General features: G+C 73.7%; 14 protein-coding genes. 6 read left to right on the forward strand and 8 right to left on the reverse strand.

The genetic code is table 11. The features are described from left to right. Positions 1-12: 12 nt before the first annotated feature. Positions 13-1,347 carry a class II 3-deoxy-7-phosphoheptulonate synthase gene (locus tag ACZ38L_RS07450; protein WP_465690154.1) on the reverse strand — a complete coding sequence of 445 codons (1,335 nt, stop codon included), beginning with the start codon at positions 1,345-1,347 and terminating at the stop codon, positions 13-15. 298 nt (positions 1,348-1,645) lie between these two features. Here ACZ38L_RS07450 and ACZ38L_RS07455 point away from each other — a divergent pair, with 298 nt between their 5' ends. Beyond that, positions 1,646-3,613 (forward strand): anthranilate synthase family protein, encoded by a 1,968-nt coding sequence (locus ACZ38L_RS07455; RefSeq protein WP_465690156.1) that lies wholly within the window; start codon positions 1,646-1,648, stop codon positions 3,611-3,613. Positions 3,614-3,663: 50 nt separating this feature from the next. Continuing rightward, complete coding sequence (locus ACZ38L_RS07460; protein WP_465690158.1) at positions 3,664-4,320, forward strand: NADPH-dependent F420 reductase; 657 nt, start codon at positions 3,664-3,666, stop codon at positions 4,318-4,320. Here the strand turns inward: ACZ38L_RS07460 and ACZ38L_RS07465 are convergent. Further along, positions 4,317-5,120, reverse strand: a complete 804-nt coding sequence (locus tag ACZ38L_RS07465) for a 1-acyl-sn-glycerol-3-phosphate acyltransferase (protein ID WP_465690310.1) — start codon at positions 5,118-5,120, stop codon at positions 4,317-4,319. The two genes, ACZ38L_RS07460 and ACZ38L_RS07465, sit on opposite strands and share 4 nt — an antisense overlap. 198 nt (positions 5,121-5,318) lie before the next feature. On the opposite strand from ACZ38L_RS07465, the gene ACZ38L_RS07470 reads away from it, so the two are divergent. Continuing rightward, positions 5,319-6,092, forward strand: coding sequence for an alpha/beta hydrolase (locus ACZ38L_RS07470; RefSeq protein WP_465690160.1), 774 nt, complete (start codon positions 5,319-5,321; stop codon positions 6,090-6,092). Positions 6,093-6,122: 30 nt separating this feature from the next. Then, positions 6,123-6,680, forward strand: a complete 558-nt coding sequence (locus tag ACZ38L_RS07475; protein WP_465690162.1) for a hypothetical protein — start codon at positions 6,123-6,125, stop codon at positions 6,678-6,680. 7 nt (positions 6,681-6,687) lie between these two features. Here ACZ38L_RS07475 and ACZ38L_RS07480 read toward each other — a convergent pair whose 3' ends face one another. From ACZ38L_RS07480 to ACZ38L_RS07500, 5 genes are all read right to left on the reverse strand, one after another. Beyond that, positions 6,688-7,479, reverse strand: a complete 792-nt coding sequence (locus ACZ38L_RS07480) for an endonuclease/exonuclease/phosphatase family protein (RefSeq protein WP_465690164.1) — start codon at positions 7,477-7,479, stop codon at positions 6,688-6,690. Between the two features lie 69 nt (positions 7,480-7,548). Then, the gene (locus tag ACZ38L_RS07485) at positions 7,549-8,493 is read right to left on the reverse strand and encodes an ROK family glucokinase (RefSeq protein WP_396561661.1); all 945 of its coding nucleotides are present in this window, start codon (positions 8,491-8,493) and stop codon (positions 7,549-7,551) included. A gap of 198 nt (positions 8,494-8,691) precedes the next feature. Continuing rightward, positions 8,692-8,937 (reverse strand): DUF5304 family protein, encoded by a 246-nt coding sequence (locus tag ACZ38L_RS07490; RefSeq protein WP_465690167.1) that lies wholly within the window; start codon positions 8,935-8,937, stop codon positions 8,692-8,694. 95 nt (positions 8,938-9,032) lie between these two features. Beyond that, positions 9,033-10,247, reverse strand: coding sequence for an ArsA family ATPase (locus tag ACZ38L_RS07495; protein ID WP_465690169.1), 1,215 nt, complete (start codon positions 10,245-10,247; stop codon positions 9,033-9,035). An 8-nt stretch (positions 10,248-10,255) separates the two neighbouring features. Further along, positions 10,256-10,687, reverse strand: coding sequence for an SRPBCC family protein (locus ACZ38L_RS07500; RefSeq protein WP_396561667.1), 432 nt, complete (start codon positions 10,685-10,687; stop codon positions 10,256-10,258). Between the two features lie 260 nt (positions 10,688-10,947). On the opposite strand from ACZ38L_RS07500, the gene ACZ38L_RS07505 reads away from it, so the two are divergent. Beyond that, positions 10,948-12,738, forward strand: coding sequence for an AMP-dependent synthetase/ligase (locus ACZ38L_RS07505; protein WP_465690172.1), 1,791 nt, complete (start codon positions 10,948-10,950; stop codon positions 12,736-12,738). Between the two features lie 22 nt (positions 12,739-12,760). On the opposite strand, the gene ACZ38L_RS07510 is transcribed toward ACZ38L_RS07505, so the two are convergent. Continuing rightward, the gene (locus ACZ38L_RS07510; protein ID WP_465690174.1) at positions 12,761-13,900 is read right to left on the reverse strand and encodes a glycosyltransferase family 4 protein; all 1,140 of its coding nucleotides are present in this window, start codon (positions 13,898-13,900) and stop codon (positions 12,761-12,763) included. Between the two features lie 186 nt (positions 13,901-14,086). On the opposite strand from ACZ38L_RS07510, the gene ACZ38L_RS07515 reads away from it, so the two are divergent. Continuing rightward, entirely contained in the window at positions 14,087-15,490 is a 1,404-nt protein-coding gene (locus tag ACZ38L_RS07515; RefSeq protein ID WP_465690176.1) for a glycosyltransferase 87 family protein, read from the forward strand. Positions 15,491-15,494 lie beyond the last annotated feature (4 nt).

Raw genomic sequence — 15,494 nt, forward strand, 5'->3', positions numbered from 1 at the left:
TCCGCGCCGGGCTCAGTGGCCGCGGTACATCTCCGCCACCAGGAACGCCAGGTCCAGCGACTGGCTGCGGTTGAGCCGCGGGTCGCAGGCCGTCTCGTAGCGCTGGTGCAGGTCGTCGACCAGCACCTCGTCGCCGCCGCCGACGCACTCGGTGACGTCGTCGCCGGTCAGCTCCACGTGGATGCCGCCCGGGTGGGTGCCGAGCCCGCGGTGCACCTCGAAGAAGCCCTTGACCTCGTCGAGCACGTCGTCGAAGCGGCGGGTCTTGTGGCCGGTCTCGGCCTCGAAGGTGTTGCCGTGCATCGGGTCGCAGATCCACACCGGCTGGGCGCCGGAGGCGGTGACCTTCTCCACCAGGGCGGGCAGGTGCGTGCGGATCTTGCCCGCGCCCATCCGGGTGATGAAGGTGAGCCGGCCGGGCTCGCGATCCGGGTCGAGCCGCTCGATCAGGGTGAGCGCCTCGTCCACCGTGGTGGTCGGACCGAGCTTGACGCCGATCGGGTTGCGGATCCGGGAGGCGAACTCGATGTGCGCGCCGTCCAGCTGGCGGGTGCGCTCGCCGATCCAGACCATGTGGCCGGAGACGTCGTACAGCTCGCCGGTGCGGGAGTCCACCCGGGTCAGCGCGGTCTCGTAGTCCAGCACCAGCGCCTCGTGCGAGGAGAAGAACTCGACGGTCTTGAACTCCTCCGGAGTGACCCCGCAGGCCTGCATGAAGCTCAGCGCGTTGTCGATCTCCTTGGCGAGCTGCTCGTAGCGCTGGCCGGCCGGGGAGTTGCGCACGAAGTCCTGGTTCCAGGCGTGCACCTGGCGCAGGTCGGCGTACCCACCGGTGGTGAAGGCGCGGACCAGGTTGAGCGTCGCGGCGGAGGCGTTGTACATCCGCTTCAGGCGCTCCGGGTCCGGGCGGCGGGCCTCGGGGGTGAACTCGAAGCCGTTCACCGAGTCGCCGCGGTAGACCGGCAGGGTCACACCGTCGCGGGTCTCGGTCGGCTTGGAGCGGGGCTTGGAGTACTGGCCGGCGATCCGGCCGACCTTGACCACCGGGACGGAGGCCGCGTACGTCAGCACCGCCGCCATCTGCAGCAGGGTCTTCAGCTTGTTGCGGATCTGCTCGGCGGAGACGCCGTCGAAGGCCTCGGCGCAGTCACCGCCCTGCAGCAGGAACGCCTCGCCACGCGCGACGGCCCCGAGCCGGGCGCGCAGCTGGTCGCACTCGCCCGCGAAGACGAGCGGCGGATACGAGGCGAGGTCCGCCAGAGCGGTGCGCAGCGCCTCAGGATCCGGCCATTCAGGCTGCTGCGCCGCGGGCAGGGACTGCCAGGAGTGGAGATTTGTCACGGTCACGATGCCAAGGCTACGGGGTGTGACAAGCGATTTGTGACGGTTGCCCGATGGGTGAGACGTCCGGTGAACAATTTCCCCCGCGTCGCTCACCCGGGCGGTCCATCGGCTACGCTCGCAGCCATGCACGCGCAGCACACCTCCTCCTGGTGGTGGGCCAGCCCTTCCGGCGGCCCACCGATCGCGCGTACCTAGACGACACGACGGCCGCCCCTCCGGGCGGCCGTCGGCGTTCCACCGGCAGGCGGCCCCCCGGACCGGCATCCGCCCCCCTGACCGCCCCTCCGGAAGGACGCCGCACGTGACCAGCCCCACCGCCACCGGACCCACCGCCGCCGGCCTGCTCGCCCGCCTGACCGCCCCGGACGCGCCCGCCTTCGCGCTGCTGCACCGGCGGGCCCCGCGGCTGGCCCCGGACACCGTCGAGCTGCTGATCGGCGAGGTCGGTCCGTACCGGCGACTGGCCGACCTGCCGGTCCCCACCGGCCGCCCCGCGGACGGCGCACCGCGGCACGACCTGCTCGCGCTGATCCCCTACCGGCAGATCCGTGAGCGCGGCTTCGCGGCGCACGACGACGGCACCCCGCTGCTCGGCCTCGCGGTGACCGAGCAGTACGCGCTGCCGCTGGCCGAGCTGGCCGCCGCGCTGCCGCGCCGGCCCGTCACGCTGCGCGACGGCGGCTTCGACCTCGACGACGAGAGCTACGCCGGGATCGTCCGGCGGGTGATCCGGGACGAGATCGGCAACGGCGAGGGCGCCAACTTCGTCATCCGACGCGACTTCACCGCCACGCTGGCGGACTTCTCCACCGAGCTGGCGCTCACCCTGTTCGGCCGGCTGCTCGACCAGGAGCGCGGCGCCTACTGGACCTTCCTGGTGCACACCGGGGAGAGGGTGCTGGTCGGGGCGTCGCCCGAGGTGCACGTGCGGCAGAGCGGCGGGACGGTCGTGATGAACCCGATCTCCGGCACCTACCGCCACCCGGCCGCCGGCGCCGACGTCGACTCGCTGCTCGACTTCCTGCACGACCGCAAGGAGCTGGAGGAGCTCACCATGGTGGTCGACGAGGAGCTCAAGATGATGTGCACCGTCGGCGACCTGGGCGGCCAGGTGCTCGGCCCGCGGCTCAAGGAGATGGCCCACCTCGCGCACACCGAGTACGAGCTGCGCGGACGCACCTCGCTGGACGTCCGCGAGGTGCTCCGGGAGACCATGTTCGCGGCGACCGTCACCGGCAGCCCGGTGCAGAACGCCACCCGGGTGATCCAGCGCTACGAGACCGGCGGGCGCGGCTACTACTCCGGCGCGCTCGCCCTGATCGGCCGCTCGGCCAGCGGCGCTCAGCAGCTGGACTCGCCGATCTGCATCCGCACTGCGGACATCGACCCGGCCACCGGGCGGCTGGTGGTCCGGGCCGGCGCCACCCTGGTCCGGCACTCCGACCCGGCGTCCGAGGTGGCCGAGACGCACGCCAAGGCTGCGGCGGTGCTGGCCGCGATCGGGGCCCGGCCCGCCGCCCGCCCGGCCGCCCACCGCGCCGTCCCCCGACTGGCCGACGACCACCGGGTGCAGGCCGCGCTGGACTCCCGCCGGGCCGGCCTGGCGCCGTTCTGGCTGCGGATGCAGCAGCCCGCCACCGTCTCCGAACCGGAGCCGACCCTGGTGGTGGACGGCGAGGACACCTTCACCGCGATGCTGGCCCACCTGCTGACCTCGCTCGGCCACCGGGTCGACGTGCTGCGCCACGACACCCCCGGGCTCGCCGAGCGGGTCGCCGCGCACCGCGGCCCGCTGGTGCTGGGCCCCGGCCCGGGCGACCCGGCGGACCCGGCCGACGCCAAGATGGCGCTGCTGCGGCCGATCGTCGCGGACGCGCTGGCGGCGGTCCGCGGCGGCCGGCGCACCGCCCCGCTGCTCGCCGTCTGCCTCAGCCACCAGCTGCTGAGTTCCCGGCTCGGCCTGCCGCTGCACCGCAAGGCGGTGCCGTACCAGGGCACCCAGGAGCGGGTCGACCTCTTCGGCGAGCCGCAGACGGTCGGCTTCTACAACACCTTCACCGCCCGCTGCTCCGACGCCGACGCGGCCCGGCTCGCCGCCGAGGGGATCGAGGTGGCCCGCGACCCGGGCACCGGGGACGTGCACGCACTGCGCGGACCGGGCTTCGCGAGCGTGCAGTTCCACCCCGAGTCGGTGCTCACCCGGGACGGCGTGGGCATCGTGGCGGGCCTGCTCCGTCCGAGCGTCACCGGCGTGGCCGCCCCGCGCTGACGGCGCGTCCGCCCGGTTCGGCCGGCCGGGGGTCGGGCACACTGGGCGGCATGCGCTTCGGAATCCTCGGCACCGGCACGGTCGGCCAGACCCTCGGGAGCAAGCTGCTGACGCTGGGCCACGAGGTGACCCTCGGTTCCCGGAGTGCCAACAGCCAGGCGGGGACCGCCTGGGCGCAGGCCTCCGGCCCACGCGCCCGGGCGGGCAGCTTCGCCGAGGCCGCCGAGTTCGGCGAGCTGGTGATCAACGCCACTCCGGGCACGGTCGCACCGGCCGCACTGGCGGCGGCCGGCGCCGAGCGACTGAACGGCAAGGTCCTGCTGGACGTCTCCAACCCGCTGGTCTTCGCCCCCGACGGCTCGGTCACCCTCGACCCGGTGAACACCGACAGCATCGGCGAGCTGATCCAACGGACGTACCCGCGGACCCGGGTGGTGAAGGCGCTGAACACGCTGGCCGCGCCGGTGATGGTGACCCCGGCCCGGGTGCCGGGGCGGCACCAGCTCTTCGTGGCGGGCGACGACCAGCCGGCCAAGCAGCAGGTCACGGAGCTGCTGGTCTCGTTCGGCTGGCCGGCCGAGGACATCCTCGACCTCGGCGGCATCCAGTCCGCCCGGGGGATGGAGATGCTGATGCCGTTCTGGCTGAACCTGATGCGCCACTACGGGCACACCGACTTCAACTACGGCTTGCAGGTGGCCGGTTAGGCCTTGTTCTCGTTCTCCTGCTCGGCCTTCTCGGCCTTCTCCTGCTCCTGCTGGGCCTTGAGCGCCGCCTTCTGCTCGGCGCGCTGCTCGGCCTGGACGGCCCGGCGCTCGGCGTCGGCCCGCTTCTTCTCCTCGGCGATCTGCCGCTTGGCCGCCGTGGCGTAGACGTCCACGTACTCCTGGCCGGAGAGCCGCATGATCTCGTACATCACCTCGTCGGTGACCGAGCGCAGGATGAAGCGGTCGTTCTCCATGCCCTGGTAGCGGGAGAAGTCCAGCGGGCGGCCGATCCGGATCCCCGGCCGGATCCCGAAGTTGGGGATCACCTGACCGGGCGGCTGCACCTTCTCGGTGTCGATCATCGCGACCGGGATCACCGGGGCGCCGGTGGCCAGCGCGACCCGGGCCAGGCCGCCGACCTTGCCGCGGTACAGCTTGCCGTCGGGCGAGCGGGTGCCCTCGGGGTAGACGCCGAACAGCTCGCCCCGGTCGATCACCGCGACCGCGCTGCGGATCGCCGCCTCGCCCGCGCCGCGCACGCCGGAACGGTCCACCGGCAACTGGCCGACGCCCTTGAAGAACGCGGCGGTCAGCTTCCCCTTGAGACCCGGGGTGTTGAAGTACTCCGCCTTCGCGATGAAGGTGACCCGGCGCTTCATCAGCGCGGGCAGGAAGAACGAGTCCGAGAAGGAGAGGTGGTTGCTCGCGATGATCGCGGGCCCCTCGTCCGGGATGTTCTCCGCACCCTCCATCCACGGCCGGAAGAAGATGCGCAGCAGCGGTGCGACGATCATCTTCATCAGTCGGTAGAACAACCCGGGCCTCCTGTATTGCGGACCGGTCGATCCTAATGCCCCGGCGACCCCCCGGCGCACCGGCGGGGTGTACGAGCCGGGCGGGGCGTGGGACGATGCCGCTCCCGGGCCACTGCTGCCGCACGGCCGGCGCCCGGGTCCGTCGCGGGCCCCGGCGCCCGCACCGAGCCCCGAGGAGCCCGCATGCCGCTGCTGCCCGGCGCCGAACCGTACCACCGTCGCGGCGGCCCGGTCGGCGTACTGCTCTGCCACGGCTTCACCGGTTCCCCGCAGTCTCTGCGCCCGTGGGCCGAGCACCTGGCCGACGCGGGGCTGACCGTCTCGGTGCCGCTGCTGCCCGGCCACGGCACCCGCTGGCAGGACCTCCGGGTGACCCGGTGGGAGGACTGGTACGCCGAGCTCTCGCGGGAACTGCTGCTGCTCACCGAGGAGTGCGAGCGGGTCTTCGTGGCCGGGCTGTCGATGGGCGGCGGGCTGGCGCTGCGGCTGGCCGCCGAGCACGGCGACCGGATCGCCGGCGTCGTCGTGGTCAACCCCTCGGTGCGCTCGGACAATCCGGCGAGCGTGCTGCTGCCCGTGCTGCGTCACCTGATCCCCAGCCGACCCGGCGTGGTCGGCGACATCGCCCGCCCGGACGCGGTGGAGATCGGCTACGACCGGTACCCGCTGAACGCGGCCTGGTCGCTGGCCCGCCTCTGGCGCGAGATCCAGCGCGCGCTGCCGCGGGTGGACCAGCCGCTCCTGCTGCTGCGCAGCCCGCGGGACCACGTGGTATCGCCGGCGAACTCCGCCCTGGTGCTCGCCCGGATATCCTCGATCGACGTGACGGAGCGGCTGTGCGAGCGCAGCTTCCACGTCGCGACCCTGGACCACGACGCCGACCTGATCTTCGAGGAGACCCTCGAGTTCGTGCGGCGGCTGGCCCCGGACGCGAAGGCCGACGACCACCAGGGCTGAAGGGCCGGCAGTGCACACAAGGCAGCACCGATGAGCGGGGCGACCAGCGGCGACGAGGACCGCCCCAAGGACCGCGAGGGCGAACCCCAGCCCGCCTCCGCCACCCCTGCCCCCGGCAGCCAGGCCGAGCAGGACGCGATCTTCGCCGCGCTCGTGGCGCAGTTCGACGACCCGGTGGACCTCACCCGGCCGGACTGGCCCGAGATCGAGAACCTGCGCGCCAGGAACGAACGGAACGAACCCGACAACCGGACCGACCTGGCCGGCTTCACCCCGCAGTCCCGCCCCCGCCCCGCGGCCGGCCCGCGCGACTGGGACGCCGCCGAGGACCCGGACGAGGGCCACTACGTCCCGCCGGAGCCGCCTCCCCTCCCCCAGGCGGACGTCACCGCCAAGTTCGCCTGGATCGCCGTCCTCGGCGGCCCGGCCCTGCTCCTCTTCGACGCCCTGGTCTGGCGCGAGGTCGCCGGCTGGCCCGCCTGGGTCGGCATGACCGCCTTCCTCGGCGGCTTCGTCACCCTGGTCGTCCGCATGAAGGACCACGACGACAACGACCCCCCGGACCCCCACGGCGGCGCCGTCGTCTGACGGTCGGTCAGCCCCGGGACCCGCCGCCCGCCGGGACGCGTAGCACGGCGACGACCGGGAGGTGGTCGGTGGCGGCGAGGAGGTCGGCCGGGGGAAGGGGTGGGACGCCGCAGGCGAGGACGCGGATGGCGGGCGTGGCGAAGACCGCGTCGAGGCGCTGGAAGGGGTCGCCGGGGCGGGAGGTGTACTCGTCACCCCAGGGGGCGGTGGCCCAGCCGTCCTGGTAGCGCTCGGCGAGCCACTGCCAGCCGGGGTCCTCGGGGTGCTCGTTGAAGTCGCCGCCGATCACCGCGTGCTCGAGTCCGGCCTGCTGCTCGGGGAGCAGCCGGAACTGGTCCTGCCGCTCGGGCGGGTTGACGCTGAGATGGCAGCTGGTCAGCGCGAAGGGGGCGGCCCGGCCGATCCGGACCACGGCGGTGGCGAAGCCGCGGGCGTGCAGGCCGCGGCGCTTGGGGAGGAGCCGGTCGGCGCGGCGGAGCACGGTCGCCCGCAGCGAGCCGAGCAGCAGCGGGCCGGCGGCCGCGCGGCCGCCGCCGGAGAGGATGACCGTGCCGGTGCGCCGGGCCAGCCAGGCGGCCTGGCCGGCCGGGCGCCAGTAGCGCGGGGACTCCTGGATGCAGACGAGGTCCGGCTCGCAGGCCCGGATCACCCGGACCAGCGCGCCCCGGTCGTCGCGCTGCGAGCGGATGTTGTAGGTGAGTACCCGGATCACCTCGGCGCCGTCGGGTTCCGGACCTGAACGCGGCAGGTCCGCGAGCGGGTGGGCGATCGGAGCGGAGTGCGTGAGGTCGGAGGTCACCCGTGTCACGCTACCGGCGGGGTAAGGGGCGCACCCCCCATCCCGCCGGAAAGGCCCGCCCGGAACGGGTCAGTGGGTGCGGGCCAGGTCGGCGGCGCCGACGATGCCCGCCGCCGAGCCCATCGAGGCCAGCACCACCTCGGCACGCGGCCGGTGCATGCCACCGGTCAGGTACTTCTGGAACGCCTTGGCGACCGGGTCGAGCAGCAGCCGGCCGGAGTCGGAGACCCCGCCGCCGAGCACGAAGACGCCCGGGTCGAAGAGCGCGGCGAGGTCGGCCATGCCGCGGCCCAGCCAGTCGGCCAGCTCCCCGTAGCACTCCAGGGCGAGCGGGTCGCCGTCCTCGGCGGCCTCGGTGATGTGGATGCCGCGGATGGTCTCGGCCACCCCGTCGTTGAGCTCCAGCATCCGCTTGCCGGCCACCTGGTCGGCGGCGGCCTTCTCCCGGCCGTAGCGGCGCAGCGCCCGGCCGGAGCCGTACTGCTCCCAGCAGCCCTTGCCGCCGCAGCCGCAGTCCAGGCCGTCCGGGACCATGTTGAGGTGGCCGATCTCGCCGGCCACCCCGAACCGGCCGCGGTGCAGCCGGCCGTCGAGCACGATGCCGCCGCCGATGCCGGTGCCGACGGTGATCAGCACCATGTCGGTGTACTCGGCGGCCGCGCCGAACCGGAACTCGGCCCAGGCCGCGCAGTTGGCGTCGTTCTCGACCACCGTGCCGAGGCCGGTGAGCTCCTCGATCCGTGAGCGCAGCGGCTCGTTCTCCCAGGCGATGTTGGGCGCGAAGATCACCGTGGAGCGTTCCCGGTCGACGAAGCCGGGGGCGCCCACGCCGACCGCGGCGGCGTCGGGGTGGGCGGCCTTGAGCTCGCGCACCGCCTGGGCGATGGCGTCGACCGCCCACTGCGGGTCCGCCGGGGTGGGCACCCGGGTGCGGGCCAGGATCTCGCCGTTCTCATCGACGACGCCGGCCGCGATCTTGGTCCCGCCGACGTCGACGCCGATGGTCAGAGCCATGTGTCCCTCAGTCATTCGCTCGTGCCTGATGAGCGGAACGGTATCCGCCCGGCCGTGCTCACGTACACACCGTGCCATACATTATCCGAAGCCATGGCTGCGGGACCCCCGCCGTGAGGCTTCAAAAGTCGTACGATTCAAGGCATTCGGTAGCGCACTCGTGCCTCTCGGTGACCGGCCGCGGGCAGCCCGGAAGGGTCACTCGTCCAGGTCGATGCGTTCGGACTCGGCGGTGTCCCCGGCCGCCCAGCGCCGCTCCTGGCCGGCCACCACGGCCCGGTAGGCGGCCAGCAGCTCGGTCCCGGCGGCGGCCAGATGGCCGTACACCTCCGGATAGTCGGCACGGAACCGGCCGAGCAGCTGCTGGGCCTGGTCCCCCACCGCGCTGGTCAGCTTGCGGACCTCGTCGGCCAGTGGGTTGTCGACAGGATCTGAACCGTTCATGACGGGCCTCCTCGCTCGGCGGGCGTCCGCGCGCCCACCCCGGACGCGGTCGCGTCCGCGCGACCGACGCTACCGGTCCGGCGCCCCGCGAGGAGCTACGAGCGCGGCCACAGCTCCGGGTCCGGGGCGAACCGCACCGTCAGCTCGCCGTCCCGCAGCCCGGCACCCGCCACCGTGCAGCGGCGCAGCGCGGAGGGCAGCGGCAGGATCCGCCGGTACGGGCCGAGCCCGACCACCAGCTCGTCGCCGCGCCGGACCAGCTCCAGGTCGGCCCGCTCGGCGCCGGGCACGGCCAGCCGCCAGAGCAGCACGCCGTCCTCGGCCAGCCGGTTCTCGGCGGTCCAGGGCCACTCGGCGGCCGGCTCCGGGCCGGGCCCCTCGCCGTACAGCTGACGGGCCAGCTCCGGCAGGTCCTCGGCCAGCTGATCGGCGATCAGCAGCGGCAGCCCCGGCGCGAGGGCGGCCAGCCGTTCGCGCTCCCGGACGGCCTGCCCGGCCAGCCACGGGTCGGCGGAGTCCAGTGCGGCGGCGGGCAGCGCCCGGTGCGCGACCAGGGCGTCGACCCGGTGCCCGAAGAGCGCCAGGCCGGCCCGGGCCCGGCGCAGCCCGTCCGGACGGCAGCCGCCGGCGTCGGCGACCAGCCGCACCGAGGTGGCCGGGGACTCGATCACCGCACGGGCCGCGGCGAGTTCGGCGCTGGTCCAGGCGCGGGCCCGGTAGAGCCAGTCGGCGGGTATCGGGACGCCGACCGCCGCGGCCAGCAGCGGGCGTAGCGCGCGGGCCGCCTGGCGCTGCTCGGGCAGCAGCCGGGCCAGGTAGCGGTCCAGCTGCTCGGGCAGCGCGAGGGCGGCGGTCAGTTCGGCGGGCGGCGGTCCGGCGGCGACCACCTGGTCCCACTCACCGGGCGTCCGGCGCAGCGCGCGCAGCAGGGCCAGCTGCCGGGCCCCGGGCAGGGCGGTGAGTTCGTCCTCGTCCAGCGGGTCGACGCCGAGCAGGTCGAAGCCGGTGCGCAGCTTGTCGCCGAGCCCGTCGAAGGCCCGGCGGAAGGCCTGCTGCTCGTCGAGCCGGACCGCCCAGCAGCCGTCCGCGACCGGGACGGGTCGCTCGTCGAGGCGCACTCCGAGCAGCGCGTCCAGCTGTCGGTGCGGGTCGTCGGCGGCCAGCAGCAGGGTGCGCCGGCCATGCCCGGCGGCGTGCAGGGCGGTGGCGGCGGCCACCTCGGGCACCCCCGGGCCCTCACCGCTGACCAGCACCGTCCGGGTCTGCGCCGGATCGGTTCGGGACGACTCGGTCCGCGCGGGTGGCGTCATCGAGCCGCTCAGCCCTCGACGCGCTTCTTCAGCCCGGCCAGCGCCCGGTCGATGATGACCTTCTCGGCCTTGCGCTTGATCATGCCGAGCATCGGGATCTTGACGTCCACCGCGAGCTGGTAGGTGACCTCGGTGCCACCGGCGGCCGGGGCGAGCGCGTAGGAGCCGTCCAGCGAGCGCAGCATCTGACTCTTCACCAGGGTCCAGGAGACCTCGCGGTCGTCGTCCCAGGTGTAGGCGAGCACGTGCTCGTCGCGGATCGCGCCGGCGTCCAGCAGCAGCCGGACCTCGCTGGCCCGGCCCTGGTCGGTGCGGCCGAGCACCTCGACCTCCTTGACCTCGCCGGTCCACTGCGGATAGGCCTCGAAGTCGGCGATCACCGCCATCACCTCGGCCGGGGTCGCCTCGATGACGATGCTCGACCTGGTGTGTTCCGCCATGGGTGGGCCTCCGCGTTGTCCCGTGCCACTCGTCAGGTGCCCTGGAAGGCTATCGCGGACGGCACCCCCCGCCGCCCCGCGGTCCGGGGCCCCGGGGCTACCCGCGGGTCACCGGGGCGCTGCCGTAGGGTGCGGATCGGGACGATCCCCCACTCGGCGACCGGTGTGACACTGCGAACACCACACCCGACCCCTCTACCCGATTCCCTTACCGGGCAGTAACGTCCTGCCGTCCCGCAGCGTCGCAGACAGGAGCAGCAGTGCTCGACTTCAGCCTTCCGGCCCGCTACCAGGTCCCGAGCGGTGGCAACCTCTCGGACCTGGTCCACCAGAACGCCGCCGAGCACCCCGGTGTCGCGGTGCTCAGCCGGAAGGTGGAGGGCCGCTGGCAGGACGTCACGGCGGCGGAGTTCCTGGCCGAGGTGCACCGCACCGCCAAGGGCCTGATCGCCTCCGGCGTGCGCCCGGGCGACCGGGTCGGCGTGATGTCGCGGACCCGCTACGAGTGGACGCTGCTGGACTTCGCGATCTGGACCGCCGGCGCGATCACCGTGCCGGTGTACGAGACCTCCTCCGCCGAGCAGGTGCAGTGGATCCTCGGCGACTCCGGCGCGGTCGCCGTGATCACCGAGTCCGACTCGCACGCCGCCGTGCTGGAGTCGGTCCGGGACCAGCTGCCCGAGCTGGTGCACACCTGGCAGATCGAGCTGGGCGCGATCGCCGAGATCGGCAAGCTCGGACGCGGCGTCAGCGACGCCGTGCTCACCGAGCGCCGCTCGGTCCCCACCGAGGACTCGATCGCCACCATCGTCTACACCTCCGGAACCACCGGCCGTCCCAAGGGCTGTCAGCTGACCCACGGCAACTTCCTGGCCGAGCTGGGCAACGTGACGGCCCGGATGCCCGAGCTGTTCCGCACCGGCGAGAGCTCGGTCCTGCTCTTCCTGCCGCTGGCCCACGTGCTGGGCCGGATCGCCGAGATCGCCGCGGCGATCGCCCCGATCAAGCTCGGTCACGTCTCGGACATCAAGGACGTCACGGCCGAGCTCGCCGCTTTCCGGCCGACCCTGATCCTGGGCGTGCCCCGGGTGTTCGAGAAGGTCTACAACACCGCCCGGGCCAAGGCGCAGGCGGACGGCAAGGGCAAGATCTTCGACCGCGCCGCCGAGACCGCGATCGCCTACAGCCGGGCGCTGGAGCAGGGCGGCCCGGGCCTCGGCCTGCGGCTGCGGCACGCGGTCTTCGACCGCCTGGTCTACGGCAAGCTGCGGGCCGCCCTCGGCGGCCGGGCCACCCACGCGATCTCCGGCGGCGCGCCGCTGGGCGAGCGGCTCGGCCACTTCTACCGCGGCATCGGCTTCACCGTGCTGGAGGGCTACGGCCTGACCGAGACCTGCGCGGCCACCGCCTTCAACCCGGACGACAAGCCGAAGATCGGCACGGTCGGCCAGCCGCTGCCGGGCTCCGCGGTGCGGATCGCCGACGACGGCGAGGTGCTACTCAAGGGCCCGCAGGTGTTCACCGGCTACTGGAACAACCCCACCGCGACCGCCGAGGCGCTGCGCGACGGCTGGTTCGCCACCGGCGACCTGGGCTCGCTGGACGACGAGGGCTACCTCACCATCACCGGCCGGAAGAAGGAGATCATCGTCACCGCGGGCGGCAAGAACGTCGCCCCGGCCGTGATCGAGGACCGGATCCGGGCCCACCCGCTGATCGGCGAGGTGATGGTGGTGGGCGACCGCCGGCCGTTCATCGGCTGCCTGGTCACCATCGACGAGGAGTTCCTGCCGCGCTGGCTCGAGCTGAACGACCGGCCGGCCGCGAGCCTGGCCGAGCTGCGCGACGACCCGGCGCTGCTGGCCGCCGTCCAGGAGGCGGTGGACGACGGCAACAAGGCGGTCTCGCACGCCGAGGCGGTGAAGAAGTTCCGGATCCTGGACACCGTCTTCTCGGAGCAGAACGGCTACCTCACGCCGTCCCTCAAGCTCAAGCGCAACGTGGTGCTCAAGGACTTCGCGGCCGAGGTCGAGGCGCTCTACCAGCGCTGAGCACCGGGATCGGGCGCGCCGCTCACCCTCCCGCGAGCAACGCGCCCAACCGCCCGGCCAGCAGGTCCCAGCGCCAGGCGTCCTCCACCCAACGCCGCCCCGCCTCGCCCAGCTTGCGGCGCAGCTCGGCGTCGCCCAGCAGCCGGACGATCCGCTCGGCCGCCGCCCCCGGCGAGCCGCCCGGCACCACGTACCCGGTCTCGCCCTCCAGCACCGCGTCCGGCGCCCCGCCGGAGTCGCCGGCCACCACCGGCAGCCCGGTCGCCGAGGCCTCCAGGTAGACGATGCCCAGGCCCTCCACGTCCAGCCCGCCGCGCCTGGTCCGGCACGGCATCGCGAAGACGTCCCCGGCGCCGTAGTGCGCGGGCAGCTCCCGCCACGGCACCGCGCCGGTGAACCGCACCGAGCCGGCCACCCCGGTCGCCTCCGCCAGCCGGCGCAGGTCGGCCAGGTACGGGCCCCCTCCGACGATCAGCAGCACCGCGTCCGGCTGGGCGGCCAGGATCCGGGGCATCGCGGCGATCAGCGTGTCCTGCCCCTTGCGCGGCACCAACCGGGAGACGCAGACCACCACCGGCCGGTCGGCGAGCCCGAGCCGGGCGCGCAGTTCGGCGCCGCCGGAGTCGGGGTGGAAGGTCCGCTCGTCCACGCCCGGCGGCAGCTGCACCATCCGCGCCGCGGGGCCCGGGCCGACCGCCCGGGCGATCCGGCTGCGGGTGTACTCGCCGAGGTAGGTCAGCGTGTCGGTGCCCTCGCCGATCCGCCGCAGCAGTTGCCGGGAGGCCGGCAGCTGGGCCCAGGCGGCCTCGTGCCCGTGCGTCATGCCGAGCAGCCGGTGCGCACCGGCCCGACGCAGCGCGGGCGCCATCAGGCCGAGCGGTGCGGCGGCGCCGAACCAGACCGAGTCGCAGCCCTCGGCCCGCAGCAGCTCGGCCGCTCGCCGGGTCACCCGGGGGGTCGGCAGCAGCATCGACGTCCGGTCGCGGACCACCGGGAACGGCTGCTCGGCGTCGAACGCCGCCATCTCGCTCCGGTCGCGCCAGGATGAGGCATACACCACAATCGAGCCGGCCGGCTGCCGGACGGCCATGTTGTGGACGAAGGCCTGGATTCCCCCTGGCCTCGGGGGAAAATCGTTGGTGACGATGAGGGTTCTGGGCATCTGGGCGCGGCTCGCTCGGTCGGGGGGTGCACACTTCACCACTGGCTGATCCGTACCATAGGTCACCATGCCCACCCGCCGGGAACGGACGGAGGCAGCGGAACCGTTTCCCCCCTGAGTCTGTCCTAGCCGACGTGGGTGCGGGCAGGCGAACGGGCGTGCGGAGCTGAACGAGGGAGCGAGTTGGTGTTGGCGGAGGACGGCCCGGCCGGCCAGGACGGCGGCGGCAGCAGCACCGGCAACCTCGCAGTGGCGGAACCCCCGGTCGCGGTCGGTGCCGGCGGCGCGCTGCCGCAGCCGGCGCGGCGCCCCGGGGCGGTGTGGACGATCGGCGCCTCCTGGGTCGCCACCCGGGTGCTGATCGTTCTGATGATCAGCGGAGTGCTGCGGATCAGCAACCTGGACGTCACCACCGACGTCTCGGTGATCTACCACGGCTGGTACCAGGTGTTGCAGACCGGCACCTTCCCGATGGACGACGTGACCTGGCAGTACCCGCCGGGCGCGGCCCTGGTGATGCTGCTGCCGGGCCTGCTGCCGTGGTCCTACCTGGTCTCCTTCTGGGTGCTGTGCGGCGTCTTCGACACCCTGGCGATGGGCATGCTGCTCCGGCACGGGATGCGCCGCGGCCGGTCGTTGGCGGGCTGCTGGGTCTGGGTGGTCGGCGTGCCGCTGCTGGGCCCGACGGTCTACTGCCGCTACGACATCCTGGTCACCGCGATCGCCGTGGTGGGCCTGCTGGTGCTGCTGCGCCGCCCGGTGCTGGGGGGCATACTCCTGGGCGTCGGCGGGCTGGTCAAACTCTGGCCGATGCTGCTGCTGGCCGGCACCCCGCGCGGCCGGCGCACCCACCGCTCCTGGACCGCCGCCGCGGTCAGCGTCGCCACCCTGCTCTTCCTGATCGCCGCCGGCATGAACGGCGCCTTCCAGTTCCTCACCTACCAGGCCGACCGCGGCATCGAGGTGGAGTCGCTGGCCGCGGTCCCGCTGCACCTGGCCCGGCTGTTCGGCGGCTGGCACGGCCTGGTGATGATGAACTACGGCTCGGTCGAGTTCCTCGGCCCCTGGGTCGGCGTGATCTCCAAGGTCGCGGTCGGCCTCACCGTGGTCGGCTTCGGCTGGCTGCTGCTCTGGCGGGTGCGGGCCCGCCGCTGGCAGGCCTCGACCACGTACGACGCGGCGCTCGCCGCGTTGCTGGTCTTCACCGTCACCAGCCGGGTGATCAGCCCGCAGTACCTGGTCTGGCTGGTCGGCGTCGCAGCGGTCTGCCTCACCGTGCGGGGCACCACCCAGCGGCCGGTGGCGGCGATGATCCTGGTCGCCACGGTGCTGACCACGGCCGAGTTCCCGATGATGTTCGGCCAGATCACCAGCAGCGCGCCGTGGGGCGTGGCGGTGCTGACCGCCCGCAACCTGACCCTGCTCGCGGCCACCGTGCTCTCCTGCCGCCGGCTGTGGCGCTCCACGACGGGCACCGGCCCGCAGCCGCCCGCCGACGCCGAGCCGGCCGAGCCCGAGCAGCCGTCCTACCCGGTCCGCCCGGGCATCGCGTACGAGCAGAGCCTGCTGGACGACATCCAGCGCGGCTGACGCT

Source organism: Kitasatospora sp. NPDC024654, from assembly GCF_055559155.1.

Bases quoted from the DNA above. Each gene is read 5' to 3' on its own strand.
- ACZ38L_RS07490 (WP_465690167.1), bottom strand. From the start codon at position 8,937: ATGAACGGTTCAGATCCTGTCGACAACCCACTGGCCGACGAGGTCCGC.
- ACZ38L_RS07460 (WP_465690158.1), top strand. From the start codon at position 3,664: ATGCGCTTCGGAATCCTCGGCACCGGCACGGTCGGCCAGACCCTCGGG.
- ACZ38L_RS07495 (WP_465690169.1), bottom strand. From the start codon at position 10,247: ATGACGCCACCCGCGCGGACCGAGTCGTCCCGAACCGATCCGGCGCAG.
- ACZ38L_RS07475 (WP_465690162.1), top strand. From the start codon at position 6,123: ATGAGCGGGGCGACCAGCGGCGACGAGGACCGCCCCAAGGACCGCGAG.
- ACZ38L_RS07470 (WP_465690160.1), top strand. From the start codon at position 5,319: ATGCCGCTGCTGCCCGGCGCCGAACCGTACCACCGTCGCGGCGGCCCG.
- ACZ38L_RS07465 (WP_465690310.1), bottom strand. From the start codon at position 5,120: ATGAAGATGATCGTCGCACCGCTGCTGCGCATCTTCTTCCGGCCGTGG.
- ACZ38L_RS07485 (WP_396561661.1), bottom strand. From the start codon at position 8,493: ATGGCTCTGACCATCGGCGTCGACGTCGGCGGGACCAAGATCGCGGCC.
- ACZ38L_RS07510 (WP_465690174.1), bottom strand. From the start codon at position 13,900: ATGCCCAGAACCCTCATCGTCACCAACGATTTTCCCCCGAGGCCAGGG.
- ACZ38L_RS07500 (WP_396561667.1), bottom strand. From the start codon at position 10,687: ATGGCGGAACACACCAGGTCGAGCATCGTCATCGAGGCGACCCCGGCC.